The 19,246-nt window shown below is 70.3% G+C and carries 18 protein-coding genes, 2 tRNA genes, 1 pseudogene and 1 riboswitch; of the genes and pseudogenes, 14 read left to right on the top strand and 7 right to left on the bottom strand.

The features are described from left to right. Nucleotides 1–22 precede the first annotated feature (22 nt). Nucleotides 23–832: a 23S ribosomal RNA methyltransferase Erm gene (erm, locus tag AC1XX3_RS16760; protein WP_483322315.1), complete on the bottom strand. Its 810-nt coding sequence runs from the start codon at nt 830–832 to the stop codon at nt 23–25. A 295-nt stretch (nt 833–1,127) separates the two neighbouring features. Here erm and AC1XX3_RS16765 point away from each other — a divergent pair, with 295 nt between their 5' ends. Continuing rightward, nucleotides 1,128–1,586: a lamin tail domain-containing protein gene (locus AC1XX3_RS16765; RefSeq protein ID WP_483322316.1), complete on the top strand. Its 459-nt coding sequence runs from the start codon at nt 1,128–1,130 to the stop codon at nt 1,584–1,586. A gap of 12 nt (nt 1,587–1,598) precedes the next feature. Here the strand turns inward: AC1XX3_RS16765 and AC1XX3_RS16770 are convergent, their stop codons facing one another. Further along, nucleotides 1,599–2,570, bottom strand: coding sequence for an NAD(P)H-quinone oxidoreductase (locus AC1XX3_RS16770; protein WP_483322317.1), 972 nt, complete (start codon nt 2,568–2,570; stop codon nt 1,599–1,601). Between the two features lie 75 nt (nt 2,571–2,645). Between AC1XX3_RS16770 and AC1XX3_RS16775 the strand changes: the two genes are divergently transcribed. The 4 genes from AC1XX3_RS16775 (at nt 2,646) to AC1XX3_RS16790 (ending at nt 4,944) form a co-directional block, all read left to right on the top strand. Next, nucleotides 2,646–2,734, top strand: a tRNA-Ser gene (locus AC1XX3_RS16775). A gap of 79 nt (nt 2,735–2,813) precedes the next feature. Then, a complete protein-coding gene (locus AC1XX3_RS16780; RefSeq protein ID WP_483322318.1) occupies nt 2,814–3,254 on the top strand; it encodes a GNAT family N-acetyltransferase in 441 nt (146 codons plus the stop codon). 162 nt (nt 3,255–3,416) lie between these two features. Continuing rightward, nucleotides 3,417–3,878 carry a hypothetical protein gene (locus AC1XX3_RS16785; RefSeq protein WP_483322319.1) on the top strand — a complete coding sequence of 154 codons (462 nt, stop codon included), beginning with the start codon at nt 3,417–3,419 and terminating at the stop codon, nt 3,876–3,878. A 28-nt stretch (nt 3,879–3,906) separates the two neighbouring features. Then, complete coding sequence (locus AC1XX3_RS16790) at nt 3,907–4,944, top strand: TRM11 family SAM-dependent methyltransferase (protein WP_483322320.1); 1,038 nt, start codon at nt 3,907–3,909, stop codon at nt 4,942–4,944. Between the two features lie 9 nt (nt 4,945–4,953). Here AC1XX3_RS16790 and AC1XX3_RS16795 read toward each other — a convergent pair whose 3' ends face one another. Further along, nucleotides 4,954–5,529: a helix-turn-helix domain-containing protein gene (locus tag AC1XX3_RS16795; protein ID WP_483322321.1), complete on the bottom strand. Its 576-nt coding sequence runs from the start codon at nt 5,527–5,529 to the stop codon at nt 4,954–4,956. A 70-nt stretch (nt 5,530–5,599) separates the two neighbouring features. Here AC1XX3_RS16795 and AC1XX3_RS16800 point away from each other — a divergent pair, with 70 nt between their 5' ends. Beyond that, complete coding sequence (locus AC1XX3_RS16800; RefSeq protein WP_483322322.1) at nt 5,600–6,574, top strand: NAD(P)/FAD-dependent oxidoreductase; 975 nt, start codon at nt 5,600–5,602, stop codon at nt 6,572–6,574. Here the strand turns inward: AC1XX3_RS16800 and AC1XX3_RS16805 are convergent. Further along, nucleotides 6,559–8,178, bottom strand: coding sequence for an LCP family protein (locus AC1XX3_RS16805; RefSeq protein WP_483322323.1), 1,620 nt, complete (start codon nt 8,176–8,178; stop codon nt 6,559–6,561). The genes AC1XX3_RS16800 and AC1XX3_RS16805 overlap by 16 nt on opposite strands. Nucleotides 8,179–8,390: 212 nt before the next feature. Between AC1XX3_RS16805 and AC1XX3_RS16810 the strand changes: the two genes are divergently transcribed. From AC1XX3_RS16810 to AC1XX3_RS16845, 8 genes and pseudogenes are all read left to right on the top strand, one after another. Beyond that, nucleotides 8,391–8,481: transfer RNA gene (locus tag AC1XX3_RS16810), tRNA-Ser, on the top strand. Between the two features lie 169 nt (nt 8,482–8,650). Further along, on the top strand, nt 8,651–9,037 hold the full coding sequence (locus AC1XX3_RS16815; protein WP_483322324.1) for a RidA family protein: 387 nt from the start codon (nt 8,651–8,653) through the stop codon (nt 9,035–9,037). 7 nt (nt 9,038–9,044) lie between these two features. Next, nucleotides 9,045–10,322 carry a type III PLP-dependent enzyme domain-containing protein gene (locus AC1XX3_RS16820; protein WP_483322325.1) on the top strand — a complete coding sequence of 426 codons (1,278 nt, stop codon included), beginning with the start codon at nt 9,045–9,047 and terminating at the stop codon, nt 10,320–10,322. A 22-nt stretch (nt 10,323–10,344) separates the two neighbouring features. Then, nucleotides 10,345–11,913, top strand: coding sequence for an N-acyl-D-amino-acid deacylase family protein (locus AC1XX3_RS16825; protein WP_483322326.1), 1,569 nt, complete (start codon nt 10,345–10,347; stop codon nt 11,911–11,913). Between the two features lie 91 nt (nt 11,914–12,004). Further along, nucleotides 12,005–13,336 (top strand): enolase C-terminal domain-like protein, encoded by a 1,332-nt coding sequence (locus tag AC1XX3_RS16830; protein ID WP_483322327.1) that lies wholly within the window; start codon nt 12,005–12,007, stop codon nt 13,334–13,336. Nucleotides 13,337–13,385: 49 nt separating this feature from the next. Continuing rightward, a riboswitch (TPP riboswitch) is annotated at nt 13,386–13,490 on the top strand. A gap of 52 nt (nt 13,491–13,542) precedes the next feature. Further along, the gene (locus AC1XX3_RS16835) at nt 13,543–14,172 is read left to right on the top strand and encodes an ECF transporter S component (protein WP_483322328.1); all 630 of its coding nucleotides are present in this window, start codon (nt 13,543–13,545) and stop codon (nt 14,170–14,172) included. A gap of 6 nt (nt 14,173–14,178) precedes the next feature. Continuing rightward, a pseudogene (locus AC1XX3_RS16840) lies at nt 14,179–14,695 on the top strand (ABC transporter ATP-binding protein); the annotation flags it as partial. 74 nt (nt 14,696–14,769) lie between these two features. Then, nucleotides 14,770–16,425 carry an ATP-binding cassette domain-containing protein gene (locus AC1XX3_RS16845; protein WP_483322504.1) on the top strand — a complete coding sequence of 552 codons (1,656 nt, stop codon included), beginning with the start codon at nt 14,770–14,772 and terminating at the stop codon, nt 16,423–16,425. Nucleotides 16,426–16,458: 33 nt separating this feature from the next. On the opposite strand, the gene AC1XX3_RS16850 is transcribed toward AC1XX3_RS16845, so the two are convergent. Genes AC1XX3_RS16850 through AC1XX3_RS16860 form a run of 3 tightly spaced genes read right to left on the bottom strand, consistent with a single transcriptional unit; the run spans nt 16,459 to nt 19,092 of the window. After that, nucleotides 16,459–17,610, bottom strand: coding sequence for a glucuronyl esterase domain-containing protein (locus AC1XX3_RS16850; protein WP_483322330.1), 1,152 nt, complete (start codon nt 17,608–17,610; stop codon nt 16,459–16,461). 28 nt (nt 17,611–17,638) lie between these two features. Further along, nucleotides 17,639–17,869 (bottom strand): hypothetical protein, encoded by a 231-nt coding sequence (locus tag AC1XX3_RS16855; protein ID WP_483322331.1) that lies wholly within the window; start codon nt 17,867–17,869, stop codon nt 17,639–17,641. Beyond that, nucleotides 17,869–19,092 (bottom strand): inorganic phosphate transporter, encoded by a 1,224-nt coding sequence (locus tag AC1XX3_RS16860; RefSeq protein WP_483322505.1) that lies wholly within the window; start codon nt 19,090–19,092, stop codon nt 17,869–17,871. Before AC1XX3_RS16860 ends, AC1XX3_RS16855 begins: the two co-directional genes overlap by 1 nt. Nucleotides 19,093–19,246: the final 154 nt, after the last annotated feature.

Genomic DNA, 19,246 nt, shown 5'->3' on the forward strand with positions numbered 1-19,246 from the left:
AGTCAGCAGATTCACGCATAAGTCAGCGATCAGGTTTGGGGCGTACGGCTGCCGGTGTTCGATGCCGGATCTCCGCAGTGAACCGGAAGGCGGCGGCCCACTGCGCGGCGGTGAGATCACGGGGGAGAGACCGGGGGCCAAGACCCGCCCGATGGCACCAGCGCTCGAAGACGGCGGGGGAGACGTTGCCGGCCAGGGCGAGGATCTGCGGCAGGCTGCGACCGCGACCGGTGAACACCTGCTTGACCCAACGCTGATAACCCTGCAGATCCTCCACCAGCGGCTGGCGTCTCCGGTGAACAAGGAGCAGACCGGCGTCGACGGAGGGCCGGGGCGCAAAGGCGGTGGCCGGAATACGTCGCCGCAGCTCGAAGGTGAACCACGGCCACCACTGCGCGGTGAGCTGGGTGGCGCCGCCGACCCCGGCTCGTTTGCGAGCGACCTCCCACTGCGTGATCAGCACGGCGCTCTGCCAGCTCGGCAGCCGCAGCAGCCGACGCAGCACCGCGGTGGTGATGTGGAAGGGCACGTTGCAGACGATCACGCCGGTGCCGGGCGGTGGGGCGTGACGGAGGATGTCGCCTTCCGTCACGCAGACGTGCGGTGGCAGCCGGCGGCGGAGCTGGGCGATGCGGGCGGAGTCGATCTCGACCGCCTCCAGCGGCCGCCCGAGCCGGGCCAGGGCACCGGTGAGGGCGCCGTCCCCGGCGGCCCACTCGACCACCGGTCCTTCGCTGGCGGCCACCAGGTCGACGACGGTGCGGACGGCCTGACGGTCGCGGAGGAAGTTCTGGCCCAGCTCGTGCGGACCTGGACGGTGGGGTGTGCTCATGGGAGCTCCATTCCGAGGAGGAGGGAGCCGGGCAGCACGAAATTCCGCCCGGCGGTTGCCCGGGTGGCGGCGCAGTTGCTTCGAGGAGGACCTGCGCCGCTACCGGCGGCGGGTCCGGATGGTCATCTGGGCGCTCATATCAGCGGCGACGTTAGTGCGGCTCGAAGACACCGGGCAACTGATTTCCTGCCCGCGTCTCTCAACGACCGCGCGCTCAATCGTTATCTGTTCTGGGTCGGCGTCGACCTTCGCCCTACTACTGTTCGGTCCTACAAGGTTCAACAAAAGGAGCAGTATGCGCAGAATCGTCGGCCTCACGGTCGCGGCAGCCCTCACGGCAGTGGGCGTCGTCGCCCCGATCGTTCCGGCGGCTGCTGCCAGCTCCATCCAGATCACGAAGGTGTACGTGAACCCGAAGGGCCCGGACACCAGCAACAACAAGGTGCTCAACGGCGAGTACGTCGTGATCAAGAACACCAGCAAGAGCACCAAGACGCTCACCGGCTACACGCTGCGGGACGAGTCCAAGCACGTCTACACCTTCGGCAGCTTCAAGCTGGGCGCCGGCAAGTCGGTCACCGTCCGCAGTGGTAAGGGCAAGAACACCGCCACCACGCGCTATTGGAACAAGACCTGGCACGTCTGGAACAACTCCGGCGGCGACAGCGCCACGCTGAAGACGAAGTCCGGCGCGAAGGTGGACAAGTGCTCGTGGAAGACCGTCTCCGACGCCAAGGGCTACGTCAGCTGCTGAACCGGCCTCCGCTCAGTCGAGCGTGAGGACGTACTTGCCGGACGCGTCGCCGGACTCCAGCTGACGGTGTGCCTCCGCGGCCTGGGCCAGCGGGAGCGCGGTGACTGGCGCCGGGCGCAGGTCACCGGAGGAGATCAGCGGCCAGATCGTCTCGACGACCCGCCGGCAGATGGCCGCTTTCTCGGCCACCGGCCGGGGGCGCAGCGAGGTGGCCATCACTGACGCCCGCTTGCTGAGCAACGTCCCCAGGTCGAGGGTCGCCTTGCGACCGCCCTGCAGCCCGATCACCACCAGCCGTCCGGCGGTGGCCAGCAACCCGACATGCTGCTCCAGGTATTTCGCCCCCATGTTGTCCAGGATGACGTCGACCCCGTCCGGCGCAAGCTCGCGGACCGCGGCGACCCAGTCCTCTCGGTAGGAGACGGCATGGTCGGCGCCGACCGAGCGGCAGTAGTCCAGCTTCGCCGCGGATCCGGCGGTGGCCACCACTGTTGCGCCCTGGGACCGGGCGTATTGGATGGCGAACGAGCCGATCCCGCCCGAACCGCCGTGCACCAGGAAGAGCTCGCCGGCGGCGAGCTTCGCCGCGTCCAGGTTTGACTGCACGGTCGCGGCGACTTCGATCAGGCCGGCGGCTATCACCTTGTCGATGCCGGCCGGCGGCACCACCACCTGACCGGCGGGCACCGCCACGTACTCGGCATAGCCGCCGCCGGACAGCAGCGCGACGCACGGGTCACCGACCTGCCAGCCGGACACCTCAGCGCCCAGCGCGGCGATCTCGCCCGACACCTCAAGCCCGATGATCGGGGAGGCCCTGGGTGGCGGCGGGTAGTGCCCCTGGCGCTGCATCAGATCCGCCCGATTCACCCCGGCGGCGTGGACCTTGACCAGCACCTGACCTGGTCCCGGCTCGGGCTGTTCCACGTCGCTGAGCTGCAGCACCTCGGGCCCGCCCGGACCGGTGGGGATGATCGCCTTCATGGCTGTCAGCGTGCCACACCGCCTCGTCGGCGTTCGGCTAGGATCTGGGGAGCCCGCGGCCGACCAGCCCGGGATGGCGAGGTCGCATAGTGGACTAGTGCAGGCGCCTTGAAAGCGCCCGAGCGGCTCAAACCGCTCCGTGGGTTCGAATCCCACCCTCGCCGCCCTCGCAGGAGACGCGACGCCGGAGGTGCTCAAGCGAAAGCCGGGCGAGCAGTGTCGAGCGTCTGCTGAGATAACAGTGTGCCCGTCGAATCCCAGCCCCGGATCCGCCCCGCGAAAGCGGCCGACGCAGCCGAGCTGTTCCGCCTCGCCGGCCTGCTGGCCAGGTCAGCAGTCCTCGAGCAAGCACGGTTCGACCAATCGCTCACGGTGATCCTGGCCGACCCGACGCAATGCCTGCTGGTTGCAGACAACCTGGACGGCACCGTGGCCGGCTACATCTGCGGCCTCGTCCATCCGGCCCTGCATGCCAACGGCAACATCGGCTGGATCGAGGAGCTGCTGGTCGACGCCACGTTCAGGGGCGCGGGACTGGGGCGGCGACTGATGCAGTCATTTGAAGACTGGGCGATCACCGAAGCAGACGTGCGGTACTTCGCGGTAGCGACCCGCCGCGCCGATGCCTTCTATGACTCCATCGGCTACGACGCCTCGGCCACGTACTTCAAGAGGACGCGTTGACGGCCGTTCGGTGACCGAATCGTCGTCGAGCGCCGACCTGACAGGGCTTGTCTGGTTGGCCCCGTGCCGTGCGGAGTTCAGCCACGGAAAGAGGGTCTTCAGTGGCAACTTGGATAACCTGTCGAACGCCCGCCACCGTCCCGAGCAAAAGGTGTTGTTCTTGTGAGCCAGCCGACCCCGCCACAGGTCTTCGTCCTCGGACCGCCGCCACCGATCCGCGCGCTGGCCATCGCGTCGGTGGCTGACCTGGTCGGTGCGCTGCTGCTGGTGGCCTCGCAGGTGTTCGACCTGCCGGTCGTGGTGGTGGTCCTCGCCGCCGTCCTGCTGCTCGCCGGGTGCGCCCTGCTCGTCGCGGCGGTGGTGCTGACCAACCGACTGCGTACCACTGTCACGTTGGATGACTCGGGCCTGCACCTCCGCCACCGCGCCGACGCCAGTGACCTGACCTGGAGCTCGATCTCGCGGGTGACGCTGCGCGGCGACCGCCTGCAGGTGTCGGTCAAGGACGGCGAACCGGTCGACGTGCTCATTCCCCGGGGCGCCCAGGACCCGACGGTCAGCGCGCTCAGCGCGGCCGTACGCGAGCGGCTGGATGCCGACCGCGGCTATCGCACGCCCGAGTGACGCCCCGGCACCCAGAGGAGCCATCGACATGACTGACCCCGCGGTCGGCGACGCGTCGCCCCAGCTCGACCTGACCCGATCGGTCCGTGATGAGCTGGTGCTCGGGGCCCTGGAAGGGGCCGAGGACCTGCTGGCCGGTGAGCTCGCCACCCTGTCGACGGTCGGTGCCGTACGCCAGCTGCCGGGTTACGTCTGCTGTGGCGTCGACGGCCCGCTGCACGAGCTGTTCACCACCACGTTGTATTCGACTCTCGCCCTGCGCCTCGAGGCGGCCGAGACCGCACCGACCTTCTGTGACCCGCTGCGAAGCTCCGAGGAGAGCGGGGTGCTGTCAGCCCTGCAGCACCGAGGACCGCTGACCTTCCGGGTCGACAGTGCCGACCTGGCCCTGCGGCGGCGGCTGGAGCAAGGGATCGAGAGCGAGCTCGGCTGGGTGGTGGCTGATGGCAGCTGGGTGGTCAACCTGACGCGGGGCCTGGACGGCTGGTTGGCCCAGATCGGCCCGTTGTTCTTCACCCGCCGGTTCGAGCCGTTGGAGCGCCGGCCGTGGTCCACCGCGCCGCTGGTGGCGGAGACGCTGGTCCGGCTGGCCAAGCCGCAGCCCGGGGACCGGGTGCTGGACCCATTCTGCGGCGTCGGGACGCTGCTGGTCGCGGCCGCGCGGTCCACCCCTGATCTGGTCCTGATCGGCTCCGATCACGACGCCACGTCGATCGAGATGGCACGGCGCAACCTCGACGGTCGCCAAGCCACGCTGACGGTGGCCTCGGCGGAGCGGTTGGATGTCGAGCCCCGCAGCATCCAGCGGGTGGTCAGCAACGTGCCCTTCGGCAAGCAGGTGGGCAGTCACGCCGACAATGAGCGGCTCTATCCCGCCGTGCTGGCCGAGATCTCCAGGGTGCTGGCCGACAAGGGACGGGCGGTGCTGCTGACCGAGGACAAGCGGCTGCTGCTGGCGTCGGTGGCAGGCACCCCCGGGATCAAGATCGTCAAGCAGCGGGTGCTGCGCTACGGCGGTGCGACCCCGACCGCGTTCGTGGTCTCGCGCACCCGGGGCGGGCGCTAGCCGCAGCCCTCAGGCGTTGCGCAGGTGCATCCGCTCACCCTGCGGGCTGAAGAGCGTGAGCATCTCCACCGAGGCCGGACCGGCACTGACCACGGCATGTGGGGTACGGGTGTCGAACTCGGCGGCCTCGCCCGACTCCAGCACCAGCTCGCGGTCGCCCAACACCAGCCGGAGGCGCCCGTCCAGGACGTAGAGCCACTCATAGCCCTCGTGCGAGCCCTGTTCCGGCTGACCGCCGCCGGTACGCCCGGGCAGCACGATCTTGAAGGCCTGCAGGCCTTGGGCGTGCCGGCTGAGCGGGATGAAGATCATGCCATTGCGGTGGACGGGCCGGGGGTGGATCCGCGGGTCACCGGTCGTCGGCGCTCCGACCAGGTCGTCCAGCGGCACGTGGTAGGCCATCGCCAGGGGGAGCAGCAGGTCGAGCGTGGGCCGGCGCTGCCCGGACTCCAGCCGCGACAAGGTGCTGATCGAGATGCCGGTCTCCTCGGCCAGCTCGCTCAGCGTACGTCCGCGGCGGTGCCGCAGCTCGCGCAGCCGAGGCGCCACCAGGCTCAGCACCTTGGACAGGTTCTGCTCGACCATGGCTCCTCCTCGACTTGCAGTAGTGGCAAACATGTTTGCTGCTATGAGTGCCACCGCGCAACCTGGCTTCATGGATAACAACGAATGGGATGTCGTGATCGTCGGCGGCGGCGGTGCTGGTCTGAGCGCCGCCTTGATGCTGGTTCGCGCGCGTCGACGCGTGCTGGTGCTGGACGCCGGTGCTCCGCGCAACCGGTTCGCCGCCCATATGCACGGGGTTCTGGGGCGTGACGGATCGTCGCCGGCTGATCTGCTCCGCGATGGCCGGGCGGAGGTGGAACGGTACGGCGGCGTGGTGCGGTCGGGCCTGGCGGTCGACGCAAGTCGAGAGGCCTTGGGTCTCACTGTGGTCACCGACGGCGGCGAGCGGCTGCGGACCCGGGTCCTGCTGGTGGCCACCGGCCTGCGTGACGAGCTACCGCCGATCGACGGGGTGGCCGAGCAGTGGGGCAAGGGTGTCGTCGTCTGCCCGTACTGCGACGGATACGAGGTCCGCGACCAGCGGATCGGGGTTCTGGCCACGGGCCCGGCAAGCGTGCACCAGGCCCAGTTGCTGCGCCAGTGGTCGGCCGATCTGACGTACTTCACCGGTGGCGAGTTCGAGCCCGCTGACGAAGAGCTGGCGGCTTTCCGAGCTCGGGGGATCGTGGTGGAGAGCAGGCCGGTGGCTCGGGTGGTCAGCATCGACGGAGCGCTGCAAGGGATCGAGCTGGCCGACCGGACCCGGGTGGGGCTGGACGCCATCTTCACCGCGCCGCGGCCGGTGCCGCTGGACGAGCTGCTGGTCACGCTCGGGGCCGATCGGACCGAGGGCCCGGGCGGCACCTGGGTGACGGTGGACTCGATGGGCCGCACCAGCGTGCCTGGCGTCTGGGCCGCCGGCAACGCCGCCACCCCGTTCGCGAACGTCCCGGTGGCTATCGGCGCCGGAGCGTTCGCCGGGGGCGGGATCAACGCCGACCTGATTGCCGACGACATCCGGCTCGCTCTCGCGGGCGACGACGGACGAAGCGTCGACGTGGGTGCCGGTCAGCGAGCCGGCTGAGCCGTGGCGGCCACCTCGGGCTTCCAGGCGCAGGAGTCGGTGACGTCCTCGCTCTCGGTGGTCGGGGTGGCCGACGACGAGGAGCTGCTCGGCGACTTCGAGGTGCTCGGCTTGGGCTTGCTCGAGGTCGACGTTGTGGACTTCGGCTTGGCCGTCTTCGCCTCGCCCAGGGCCACCTTCACCCGCTCCCGCATCACTGAGAAGTCGGGGTTGGGGCTGAGGAAGCCCGCCACCCCGTGCTTGAACACGATGCTGCGCACGTTGCCGTCCTTGACCCGCAGACTCAGGTCGACCATCAGCGGCAGCATCTCCTGCGGGAGATCGGTCCGGACGATGTCCTTGCTGGCCTTCGCCACCGCCTCGTAGCGGGTGAGGATGTTCGCCGGGTTGGCCTGCTTGATGATGGCGTCGATGACGCATCGCTGCCGGTCCATCCGGGCGAAGTCGTCCGAGCCGTAGCGGCCTCGGGCATACCAGAGGGCCTTCTCTCCGCCGAGCTTCTGGTTCGGGCCCGGCGGCAGATAGGAGTCGGGGGGGATGTTGCGGTCGGTGTTGCCGCCGACTGGGATGTAGGTGTTGATGTTGACGATGATGCCGCCGAGCGCGTTGATCAGCTGCTTGAAGCCGTCGAGGTTCACCAAGACGTAATAGTCGACCGTGAGCCCCAGTGCCTCGCCGACCGAGAGCTTGAGGGCGTCGGCGCCGAGGTTGTCGGTGGCGCCCAGCACATCGGCGGGCACGGTGTTGGGCACGTTGTCGTACATGGCGTTGAGGAAGAACTCGGCGTCGTCGCCGTTGCCGTTGGTGAAGCCGTTCGGATAGTGGGCCGCCAGCGGCGACCCGGCCGGGAACGGCATCCGACCGGTGTTGCGCGGCAGGCTGAACAACGTCGTGTCGCCGGTGCGGGTGTCCAGGCTGGCCAGGATCACCGTGTCGGTCCGGGTGCCGGTCCGAGTGGCGCCGGCGTCACCGCCGAGGAGCAGAATGTTCAGCCGGGGTTTGTCCGTCCACGGGTCCTGCGTCTGGCCCTTGTCGGGTTCGTTCATCGTGGGCCGGGTGGCGCTCTTGGTGTCCTTCTCGCTCTTGAACATGGTGGTGACGAGGTTGGCCTGGTCATAGCTGTAGCGCGCCGCCACCGCCATCGGGGCCGCCACTGCGAAGGCCAGGACGCCGACCAGTACGCCCCCGGTGACCCGCTGGATCGACGAGACCCGGCCGCGCAGCGACAGGTGGCTGGCGATCACCACCCCGACCCAGGTCAGCGCGACCAGCACCAGCACCACCGCCAGCGGCTGCAGCACCGACGGTCGGACCGCCATCGAGGCGAGGCTGCGCAGGTCCACCACCGCCCAGGCGGCCAACGCGACGAGCACGCTCACGAACAACCCGAGTATGACGGCGCCGCTGCGACGTCGGCCGGCCGCGATCAGCGCGACACCGGGAATCACCGTGCCGAGCACCGTCAGCCAGACCGTACGGCGGAAGTCATCCCGCGGGGGCAGGGCCCGCCTCGGCACCCGTTGCCGCGCGATCGAGGGGTCGTCGAGCTGCCAGCTCCAGTCCTCGGGCTGCTGCTGCGGCACGTCCCCTCCTTCGGCGCTCACGCGCGCAACTCCATTGGCGCTCGCGCGCACGGTCCTTCGGCGCTCGCGCGCGGACGGGCAAACGTGCGCAAGACTGCCGCTAACTGTACGTGGCCGTCGTGGCGGGAAACATCTCGCTTTGCCTCCCGCCCGTTCCGATCGGTACGCTGACTCAGCGCTCGGCCATGGTCGGACGCGCATGCACGGGTACGCACCGCGTTCCCGCACATGCTGGAGGCGTCGCCTAGTCCGGTCTATGGCGCCCGCCTGCTAAGCGGGTTGAGGGTTCATCCCCTCTCGCGGGTTCAAATCCCGCCGCCTCCGCCCTGCAGGTCACGACCTGCGAAGTCGAAGCCCGTCCGAGCCCGCCGCTCGGGCGGGCTTCTTCGTTTTCCCGCGCTGTCGTCTCCGCCGCTGGGCAGGCTGCCGGGTCCTGACCGGCGACCACTAGTTTGTATCCCGACATCGTCTGACCCAGAGAAGAAGGTTTCCCATGCGCCGCGCCGTCCGTACCGACCAGGCCCCCCCACCCGCCGGGACGTACTCCCAGGGCATTGCCACCTCCGAACTGCTGTTCACCGCGGGAATGGGTCCGACCGACCCCGCCACCGGACTGGTCGTTGGCGACACGGTCGAGGAGCAGACCGCGCAGGTGCTCGCCAACCTTGAGGCCATCCTGGCCGCCGACGGGCTGACCCTGGCCGACGTGGTCAAGGTGACCACCCACCTGCAGGAGCTCAAGCGGGACTTCGCCGGCTATGACGCCGTCTACCGCTCCCGGATGGTCGAGCCCTACCCGGTCCGCACCACGGTCGGCTCCCAGCTGATGAACATCCTGGTGGAGATCGACGTCGTCGCCGTGCGGCCGCAGGCTGACTGACCCAACGATGAACCCGCTGCAGCCACTGGAGGACTTCCTCACCTCCCAGGGCGAGGTCGTGCTCGACTGGAGATACAAGGGCTTCGCCACCGTCGGGAATCCGGTCCGGGTCGCCGACGTGCAGCGGGACGGCCTCGAGCTGTCCGCCCTCGGCACGCCGATGATGACCGTCGACGTGTCGGCGGTGGCGGCGAACCTGCTCGCCATGGGCCGCTGGTGCCAGGACCGGGGGGTCGCCCTCGCCCCGCACGGCAAGACGACGATGGCCCCGGTGCTCTGGCTGGGACAGCTGCTGGCCGGCTGCACCGCCATCACGGTGGCCAACGGGTCCCAGCTGCGGGCCGCCCGCCAGTTCGGGGTGCCGTCGATCCACCTGGCCAGCGAGCTGGTCGATCCGCGCGACATCGCCTGGATCGGCGCTGAGCTCCGCCGCGACCCGCAGCTCGCTTTCTGTGGCTGGGTCGACTCGGTCGAAAGCGTTGCTCGGATGACCGCGGCCAACGCCACCGGCGCCCCCATCCCGGTCTGTGTCGAGGTCGGCGCCGCGGGAGGGCGTACCGGCGCCCGCTCGATCGACGACGTGGTCGCCGTCGGGCAGGCGGTCGCTGCCTCGCCGGCCCTGTCGCTGGCCGGGGTGAGCGCCTATGAGGGTGCCGTTCCGGATGCCTCCACCAGCCCGGCCGGGCTACGCGCGGTCGACGCCTTCCTCGGCGAGGTGGTACGGGCGCATTCCGCGCTCGCCCCGCTGTACGAGACCGAACGGGTGATCGTCACCGCGGGCGGCAGCGCCTACTTCGACCGGGTCGCCGCCGTGCTGGCTCCGCTGGCCGAGGACCCGCGGGTGGACGTGGTGCTGCGCTCCGGCGCGTACGTGGTGCACGACGACCTGCACTACCGCGCCATCACCCCCAGCACCCGCGGCGCGGGGCCCGAGCTGCGGTCGGCCATCCACGTCTGGGCGGCGGTGCTGTCGCGCCCCGAGCCCGGCCTGGTGATTCTCGACGCCGGCCGGCGCGACCTGCCCTTCGATCTTGACCTACCCATCGTGGTGGGCACCCGCGGCGGGATACCGCTGGACGTGAGCCGGACCGAAGTGGTCAGCCTCAACGACCAGCATGCCTTCGTCCGCATCCCCGCCGACGCGACCCTGGCCGTCGGCGACGTGCTCAAGCTGGGCCTGTCCCACCCGTGTACGGCGTTCGACAAGTGGCGAGCGATCGCCATGGTGGACTCCGCCGACGTGCCGCTGCCCCGGGTCAGCGACGTCGCCTTGACCTACTTCTGATCCCCATCCGCGAGGAGGAGCCGTGACGGCTCGTACGGTGCTGCGCGGCGGCACCCTGGTCGACGCCGAGTCCGGGTCCCGGCCCGGTGACCTGGCGCTGGCCGGCGGACGGATCGTCGCCGCCGGGACGGTCCCGGCCGAACCCGGTGACCGGGTGGTCGATTGCGGCGGGCGACAGCTGCAGCCCGGGATGATCGACACCCACAGCCACGCCGACGGCCAGGTCTTCGACGACGAGGTGGCGCTCGCGCTGCTGCGCCAGGGCGTCACCACGGTGATCGCCGGCCAGGACGGGGTCTCCTACGCCCCCGGCGACGGCCGGTTCGCCACCGCCTACTTCGCCGCCATCAACGGTGCGCATCCCACCTACACCGGCTCCACCGTGGCGGACCTGTTGCACACCTACGACCGCACCACCGGCGTCAATGTGGGGTATCTGGTACCCGCCGGTGTGGTCCGGCAGCAGGTGATGGGGCTCCGGCCCGAGCCACCCACCGCCGAGGAGCTGGCCGCCATGCAGGCCCTGGTCGGCGCCGGGCTGGCCGACGGCGCACTCGGGTTGTCCTCCGGGCTGGACTACGTGCCAGGGCTGTTCGCCGATGCGGCGGAGCTCACCGCTTTGTGCCGACCGGTCGCCGCCGCCGACGGTGTCTATGTCACTCACATGCGTGGCGGCTACGAAGACAACTCGGCCGCCGGCATCGCCGAGGTGGTCAACATCTGTGCCGATGCCGGGGTCCGCGGCCACATCTCCCACTTCCACGCCCGGCCGGAGATCATCACCACCTTGGTGGACGCTGCGGCCAGCAGGGTTGACCTGACGTTCGACTCCTACCCGTACTCACGCGGCTGCTCGCTGCTCGGAATGCTGATGCTGCCGCCAGACCTGGTCCAGCAAGGGCTCGAGGCGTGCATCGCGCAGCTGGAAGACCCGGCTGCCCGTGAGGCCGTGGCGGCGCGCTGGATACCGGTGCTGGTGGCGCGGGCCGACATGGGACCCGGCTGGGCGGAGAACGTACGCTTCGCCCACATCGCCGCCAGCGAGTTCGGCTGGGCCCACGGGCTGTCCCTGGCCGCGGCCGCGGCCCAGGTCGGCACCACTCCCGGTGAGCTGGGCCTGCGGGTGCTGGCCGCATCCCGGCTGGAGGTCAGTGTGGTGATGCGGACCCCGGTGGAGCGTTCCGACGACGAGATCGCCCAGCACCTGGCCCATCCGCGGCATATGGGCGGATCGGACGGCATCTACCTGGGCCGCGCCGCCCACCCGCGCGGCTGGGGTGCCTTCAGCCGCTATCTCGACACGTTCACCCGACAGCGCGGCGACCTCAGCTGGGCCGAAGGGGTGGCCCGGTTCAGTGCCGCGCCCGCGCAGCGCTTCGGGCTGGCCGGCCGGGGATCGCTACGACCCGGGTCGTTCGCCGACGTGGTGCTGCTCGACCCGGCCGCGGTCCGGGTCCGCGCCGACTACGACGACCCTCGACGGCCGGCCGACGGGATCGACGACGTCTGGGTCAACGGCGAGCAGGTCTTGGTGGACGGAGAGCTCTCAGGGGTACACAGCGGGATAGGCGTGCGCCGTTTCGACACATAGGTCGGATGAAAAGCCGCTCTCTTGGGGGCAACCGGGGGCTGCGGACCGGCATTTGTCTGATGTATCCTCCTCGTACTGTGAAAGGGAAACTATGACCAAGATCACTGGTGCTCAGGTCGTCGACGTACGATTTCCGACCTCACTCGACCTCGACGGATCCGACGCCGTCAATGTCGACCCCGACTACTCGGCCGCGTATCTATGGCTGCAGACTGATGACGGACCCGACGGTTACGGCCTGGTCTTCACCGCCGGCCGGGGCAATGAGGTCGTGGTGGCGGCGATCGAGTCCGCGCTGCGCCTGCTGCCGGACGAGGATGTCGAGACCATGCTCGGTCACCTCGGCGAGGTGTCGCGGATGCTTGTGCACGACTCGCAGTACCGCTGGATCGGCCCGGAGAAGGGCGCCTCGCACATGGCGGCCGGAGCCGTGCTGAACGCGCTCTGGGACATCAAGGCCAAGCAGGCCGGCTATCCGCTGTGGGAGCTGCTGGCTCGGATGAGCCCGGAGGAGCTGGTCGAGGTGATCGACTTCTCCCACCTGCGCGACGCCGTCACCGAAGCCGAGGCGCTGGAGATCTTCCGCCGCGGCCAAGAGGGCAAGGAAGAGCGGATCGCCGAGCTTCAGGAGCGCGGCTACGCCGCATACACCACCTCCGCCGGCTGGCTCGGCTACAGCGACGAGAAAATGGTCCGGCTGGCCAAGGAGGCCGTGGCGGACGGGTTCGGGCTGATCAAGCTCAAGGTCGGTGCCAAGGTCGAGGACGACGTCCGCCGGATGAGCCTGGCCCGCGAGGCCGTGGGTCCCGACATCAAGATCGCGATCGACGCCAACCAGATCTGGGAGGTCCACGAGGCTTCGACGTGGATCAACGCCCTGGCCGATCACGACGTCTATTGGGTGGAGGAGCCGACCAGCCCCGACGACATCTTGGGTCACGCCCGGATCCGCTCCGAGATCGCCCCGATCCGGGTCGCCACCGGAGAGGCGGTGCACAACCGGATCATGTTCAAGCAGCTGCTGCAGGCCCAGGCGCTGGACATCGTGCAGATCGACTCGACCCGGGTCGCCGGGCCCAACGAGAACCTGGCCATCTTGCTGCTGGCAGCGAAATTCGGGGTGCCGGTCTGTCCGCACGCCGGCGGAGTCGGCCTGTGCGAGCTGGTCGTGCACTTCTCCTTCTTCGACTATGCCGTGGTGTCGACCACCCACCAGGACCGGGTGATCGAGTTCGTCGACCACCTGCACGAGCACTTCGTCGCCCCGGTCACTGTGGTCGACGGCCGCTACCGGGCGCCGGCCGTGCCGGGCAACAACGCTCAGATGCACCCCGCGTCGGTCGAGCGCTGGGCGTACCCGCACGGCGAGGGCTGGGAGCAGCTGCGCAGCTCCGGCCGGATCCAGGACGCCGCCACGAAGTGAGCTGAGCTGAGACCCGTGGGCGGCGACCGGCGGGCATGACTACAGTGGTTCCCGACGACAGGGGAGCGCCACCAGGCGCTGAGAGTGCGATGAGTCGCAGACCCTCGAACCTGATCCGGTTGATACCGGCGTAGGGAGTCGGGATCTCGAGCCCGTGCAGCGATGCTGCACTGGCTCCCCTTCCGCAAGACCGGGAAGGAACCGTCATGACCAGCTCCACGCGTGAGCACCCATCCCACCTCGCCAGCGGACGCCTCGGCGCCTGGCGAACGGTGGACCTCATCACCACGGTGATGATCGGCGTCGTCTTCGGCGTCGCGTTCATCGGCTGGGGTCAGGTCTACAACCTGGCCGACGCCGTCTTCGTCGCCCTGCCCCCGCTGAAGGGGCTGACCGGCGGCTTCTGGTGGCTGCCCGCCGTGGTGGCCGCCCTGGTGATCCGCCGCCCGGGCGCCGCGCTGCTGGCCGAGATCGTCGCGGCCAGCGTCGAGCCGCTGCTCGGCGGGCAATGGGGACTGACCACCCTCGGCTCGGGCGTGATCCAAGGGCTCGGCGTTGAGCTGGGCTTTCTGCTGTTCGCCTTCCGCCGCTTCACCGTGGTGCCTGCCGTCCTCGGTGGTGCCTTGGCCGGGTTGTTGGAGAGCCCGTACGAGTGGCGGTTGTACTTCCCCGAATGGGCCGTCGGATACGCCGGCGTGTATGCAGCCACGATGACGGTCTCCGGCGCCGTGGTCGGCGGACTGCTCGGCGTCGGCCTGGTCCGGGCGCTCACCCGGACCGGGGTCCTGGCGCCGTTCCCGGTCGGCCGGGAGCATGCGGAGCGTCACCGGATCTGAGTCGGTATGGCTGACCTGGATGTGAGTGGGCTGAGCTGGCGCCCGCACGGCCGCGCCGAGCCCACTCTGCGCGATGTGGACCTGCAGCTTGCTCGCGGAGAGCGGGTGCTGTTGGTCGGACCCAGCGGCTCCGGCAAGTCGACGCTGCTGCGCGCCCTCGCCGGGCTGCTCGACCCCAGCCTCGGCGAGCAGACCGGTACGGTGCGGCTCGGGAACGGGCGGCCCGGCGAGCGGGCCGGCCAGGTGGGGCTGCTGCTCCAGGACCCGCTGCACACCGTGGTGGCCGAGCACGTCGGCCGGGACGTTGCCTTCGGGCCGGAGAACACCGGCCGTCCGGCCGAGCAGATCCGGGCCACGGCGGCGGCAGCGCTGGCCGCGGTCCGGTTCCCCTACGGCGCAGACCGCCGGTCCACCGCGCTCTCCGGCGGCCAGCTGCAACGGCTGGCGCTGGCCGGCACGCTGGCGCTGGAGCCCGAGGTGCTGCTGCTGGACGAGCCGACGGCCATGCTCGACGACGCAGCGGCGGCCGAGGTGCGGGCGGCGGTGGCTGACGCGGTCCGCGCGCACGACCTGACCATGGTGGTCGTCGAGCACCAGATGGCGGGGTGGCTGGAGCTGTGCGACCGGATCGTGGTGCTGGGTGCCGGTGGTCGGGTGCTGGCCGACGGCGCGACCGCGGAGGTGCTGGCCGGGCGAGGTGACGAGCTGCTGGCGGCAGGGCTGTGGGTGCCGGGAGCGCCGCCACCGGCGGTGACCCCGGTGGACTGGGGTCAAACGATCGGCACCGGCCAGCGGCCCGACGACCATCCAGCGGCCGTCGCGCTGGAGCTGGTCGACCTCGCCGTAGCCGCACCCGACGACCGGCGGCTGCTCGTCGCTGACCTCAACCTCACCGTGGCGGCCGGCGACGCGGTCGCGTTGCTGGGACGCAGCGGGTCCGGCAAGTCGACCCTGCTGCGGACGGTGGCCGGGTTCGTCCGGCCCGCGTCCGGTCGGGTGCTGGTGGCCGGCACTGCCGTCGACCGGCTGGTCCGCGACTCGGCCGCGCTGGCGGCTGCGGTGGCGTGGCTGCCGCAACACCTCGACCACCTGATCACCCAGCGGAGCGTGCTGGCGGAGGTCCTGGCCACCAGCGAGGCGCTGTACCGCGACCAGCCGGACCGGCTCGCTGTCGCCCGGGACCGGGCCCAGCGGGTGCTGGCGGCGCTCGGGTTGTGGGCATTGCGCGATGCGGACCCGTACCAGCTGTCGGTGGGGGAGCAGCGCCGGATGGGGTTGGCGGCGGTAGTGGTGCACGAGCCCCGGCTGGTGCTGCTGGACGAACCGACAGTCGGTCAGGACCGACACACCTGGGCGGCGGTGGTCGGGGTGGCGGCCACGTTGCAGGCGGAAGGGATCGCGGTGCTGGCCGCCACCCACGACACCGAGCTGGCCGATGCGCTGGGACGTACGGTGTCGCTCGACGACGCAGCAGCCACTGGCGAGCCGCGACCGCTCGGGCCAGCGGCGTATCTGCTCCGCGAGGTGGTCGAGGCCGGCAGCCCGCCCGCCGCTCGGTGCAACCCGATGGCGTTGCTGCTGGTCGCGTTGGGTGCGGTGGTGGGCTCGTTCTTCATCCGCGACTGGGCTGTCGGCGCGCTGGCCGTGCTGCTGGTCGCCGTGCTGGCGCCGCTGGCCGTCCGCAGCGTCGGCTCGGTGCTGCTCCGACTGGTCCCGGTCAGTCTCGCCGCGCTCACCGTCGGCTGGTCCACGCTGGTGTTCAGCGACCGGGGTGCCTTCGCTGCCACTGCGTGGCCGGTGGCGGGACGGGAGGTGCTGCGGATCGTCTATCTGATCGTGCCCGGAGTGCTGCTGCTGGCAACGCTCGCGCCCAGCCGACTCGCCGACGCGCTGGCCCAGCGTGGGCACCTGCCGCACCGCCCCGTCGTGGCCGCGGCCGCGGCCCTGCTCCGGCTGCAACAGCTGATCGACACCTGGCGCCAGATGACCGACGTCCGCACCATCCGGGGACTCCATCCTCGACGGTCGATATCGGCCCGGGTCCGTTCGGCGGCGTCGCTCACGTTCGCACTGCTGGTCTCCACCCTGCGAGGTGCCCAGCAGCTGGCCATGTCGATGGACGCTCGCGGCTTCGCCGGTGCGACCCGGCGTACGTTCGCGCTGGCGTCCCCGTGGCGGGCCCGCGACTGGCTCTGTGTCGTGATCGCGTTGCTTCTCGCGGCAGCGCCCGCGATGCTCAGCCAGCTGGTGTGAGGTGCCTGGGTCCGATCGATGGCGCCGGACTGGTCACCGCAGCCAGCGGTCGGCGTACTCCCGCCACAGAACCCAATCCTCGGCAGTCATCGCGTGCCCGCCGGCGCGCAGGGCATAACCCAGCCGGCCAAGGGTCGCCTGCCCCACCGAGGGCTGGGTGGTCTGCTCCAGGCCGTCCCCGCTGAGCAGCCGATAGACCGGTGCGGCGGCCCGCAGCACGCTGAACTGACCGGCCGGGTCGGCCCACGCGTCGTCGACGGCGTTGGGCAACAGCACCGGACGCGGGGCGCAGAGCGCCACGAGCTGGTGCTGCTCGACGCTCAGGTCGTCCACGTGGTCGGCCAGCTCGGCGTACGCCGGGGCGAACCAGTGCGGGAAGCGGCGGGTGATCTCGGCGACGGTCTCGGCCGTCGGTCGTCCGGTTGGCCCCGGCGCGGCCAGTGCCGGTTCGGTACGCGACGGCGCCGCGCCACCGCAGCCGGACTGGCTGGGTATGACAGCGGCGATCCGTTCGTCGTTGGCGGTGGCCCACAAGGCGGCCTTTCCGAGCCGGGAATGTCCGACCGCGACGATCGCGTCCTGCCGGATCGCGGGCAGGGCGGTGAGCAGGTCGAGGCAGCGGGCGAAGCCCCAGGCCCAGGCGCTGATGGCGCCGGTCCGCCGGCCGCCGGCGAAAGTCCGCAGCGGTTCGGCGGCCATCGCCGCATCGTCGGGCACGATGTCGTCCTTGGTGAAGCAGGCGAAGGCGAAGCCGGCGGCGAGCGTGCGCTCCACGTCCCAGGCCTCGGATTCGGCGCCGCGGTCGGTGTCGCCGGGTCCGGCGGGCGAGCTGGGCGCGCTGCTCCGGGTGATCCGCGGGTCCGCCAACACCCGGTGGTTGCCGAAGAAGGTGGCGCCGAGGAACAGTGGCACCGGTTCGCTGTCGGTCGGGGTGATGAGCGTCAAGGTGAACGAGGTGTCGGGGCCGGTGGTCTCCACCCGCCACTCACGCAGCTCGGCGGTGTCGGCGAACAGCGGCACCGGCCCGGTGACCAAGGTAGTGGTGGCTGTGCTCGGAGCGCCGGGCCACGGGCCGTAGATTTGGTCCTCGAACTGCCGCAACAATGCGCCACGATGCTCGCGCCACTGCTCGGCGGTGCTGATCGATGTGCCGTCGGGGGCGAGCAAGGCATCCGGCCAGGGCATGCTGGTCAGCCTACGGGTGGGTCCGAGGTCAGTGGAACTGCGGCACGATCAGCCACAGACAGAACAGCACCAGCAGCATCGCGACGCCGAGGAAGACGTACCCGATGGTCATCGCGGCCGCCGAGGAGCGGCCGGCCTCGGTGGCGACCTTGGCGACCGAGACGAACCGGATCCCGAACGACAACAGGATCACGAAGACCACGCTGGCGACGACGGACACCACCGCGACGGTGCCCAGGGCGGCCCAGTCGACATTCATCAGCGGGCACCTCCCTTGGTCTGGATCGGCTGCTGGCCCGGCTCGAGCGGCTCATCGCCCGACCCGTCGACCCGGGGGCCGTCGAGGAACGACTCCGGCTTGGCGGCGGCCAGCACCATCACCTCGTGGCTGTCGGTCACGTTGGTGTGGTCGACGGCGTGCTTGCGGGAGATCACCCAGATGACCGTGCACGCGACGGTGAGCAGGACGAGCAGGGCGATGACCCCGGCGATGCCGCTGTCAGCCAGCAGGGCGGCCAGTCCACCGACCAGGCCGGCGGCGGGCAGGGTGAGGAGCCAGGCGTACATCATCTTGCGGGCCACGCCCCAGCGCACCTCAGCACCGCGGCGGCCCAGGCCCGAGCCGAGGATGCTGCCGGTCGACACGTGGGTGGTGGAGAGGCCGAACCCGAGGTGGGAGGACGCCAGGATGGTGGCGGTGGCGGCGGCGCCGGCGGCCGAGCCCTGCGGAGTCTCGATCTCCACGATTCCCTTGCCCATGGTCCGCATGATGCGCCAGCCCCCCGAGTACGTCCCCAGGCCGATGGCGACACCCGCGGCCAGGATGACCCACCAGTGCGGACCGGTGCCGGGGGTCTGCATGTCCGCGGCGATCAGGACGAGGGTGATGACCCCCATCGTCTTCTGCCCGTCGGAGGTGCCATGGGCCAGCGCCACCAGCGAGGCGGTGAAGGCCTGGCCGTATTTGAACCCCGTCTCGGTGTGCGAGGTCGGGGTCTTCCGGGTGATCCGGTAGGCAAGGCGGGTGGCCAGGGCGGCGCCGATGCCGGCGACCACGGGTGCGGCGATGGCCGGCAGCAGCACCTTGGAGACGACCACCGAGCCGTTGACCGAGCTCAGCCCGGCCCCGACGATGACCGCTCCGATGAGGCCGCCGAAGAGGGCGTGCGAGGAGCTGGACGGCAGGCCCAGCAGCCAGGTGACGAGGTTCCAGACGATGGCGCCGACCAGGCCGGCCAGCACGATCGAGGGGGTGATCAGGGACTCGTCGAAGAACCCGTTGGAGATGGTCTTGGCCACCTCGGTCGACAGGCAGGCGCCGACCAGGTTGAGCACCGCTGCGATGATGACGGCGGTACGCGGCTTGAGCGCCCCGGTGGCGATCGGCCCGGCCATGGCGTTGGCACTGTCGTGGAAACCGTTGGTGAAGTCGAAGATGAGCGCCACCGCGATGACGGCGATCACGACGAACAACAGGGTCACTGCGGTCCCATCTGGATGAGTCGGCTCCAGGTGCTGATGCACCCCGGCAGGATTGACGCTAGGAGTAAGCGGCCAGATGAACAATAGGTGACACCGGATGGTTGTCAATCCGGCCGTCCAGTGACGAGGTGGTCACGGCCCCGGGTGAAAACGC

It is taken from the genome of Microlunatus sp. M237 (genome assembly GCF_056896895.1).

Coding starts and splice junctions, on each gene's coding strand:
- erm (WP_483322315.1), bottom strand. CDS start 832: ATGAGCACACCCCACCGTCCAGGTCCGCACGAGCTGGGCCAGAACTTC.
- AC1XX3_RS16850 (WP_483322330.1), bottom strand. CDS start 17,610: ATGCCCTGGCCGGATGCCTTGCTCGCCCCCGACGGCACATCGATCAGC.
- AC1XX3_RS16800 (WP_483322322.1), top strand. CDS start 5,600: ATGGATAACAACGAATGGGATGTCGTGATCGTCGGCGGCGGCGGTGCT.
- AC1XX3_RS16770 (WP_483322317.1), bottom strand. CDS start 2,570: ATGAAGGCGATCATCCCCACCGGTCCGGGCGGGCCCGAGGTGCTGCAG.
- AC1XX3_RS16790 (WP_483322320.1), top strand. CDS start 3,907: ATGACTGACCCCGCGGTCGGCGACGCGTCGCCCCAGCTCGACCTGACC.
- AC1XX3_RS16795 (WP_483322321.1), bottom strand. CDS start 5,529: ATGGTCGAGCAGAACCTGTCCAAGGTGCTGAGCCTGGTGGCGCCTCGG.
- AC1XX3_RS16855 (WP_483322331.1), bottom strand. CDS start 17,869: ATGAATGTCGACTGGGCCGCCCTGGGCACCGTCGCGGTGGTGTCCGTC.
- AC1XX3_RS16835 (WP_483322328.1), top strand. CDS start 13,543: ATGACCAGCTCCACGCGTGAGCACCCATCCCACCTCGCCAGCGGACGC.
- AC1XX3_RS16765 (WP_483322316.1), top strand. CDS start 1,128: ATGCGCAGAATCGTCGGCCTCACGGTCGCGGCAGCCCTCACGGCAGTG.
- AC1XX3_RS16820 (WP_483322325.1), top strand. CDS start 9,045: ATGAACCCGCTGCAGCCACTGGAGGACTTCCTCACCTCCCAGGGCGAG.
- AC1XX3_RS16830 (WP_483322327.1), top strand. CDS start 12,005: ATGACCAAGATCACTGGTGCTCAGGTCGTCGACGTACGATTTCCGACC.
- AC1XX3_RS16845 (WP_483322504.1), top strand. CDS start 14,770: ATGGCGGGGTGGCTGGAGCTGTGCGACCGGATCGTGGTGCTGGGTGCC.
- AC1XX3_RS16815 (WP_483322324.1), top strand. CDS start 8,651: ATGCGCCGCGCCGTCCGTACCGACCAGGCCCCCCCACCCGCCGGGACG.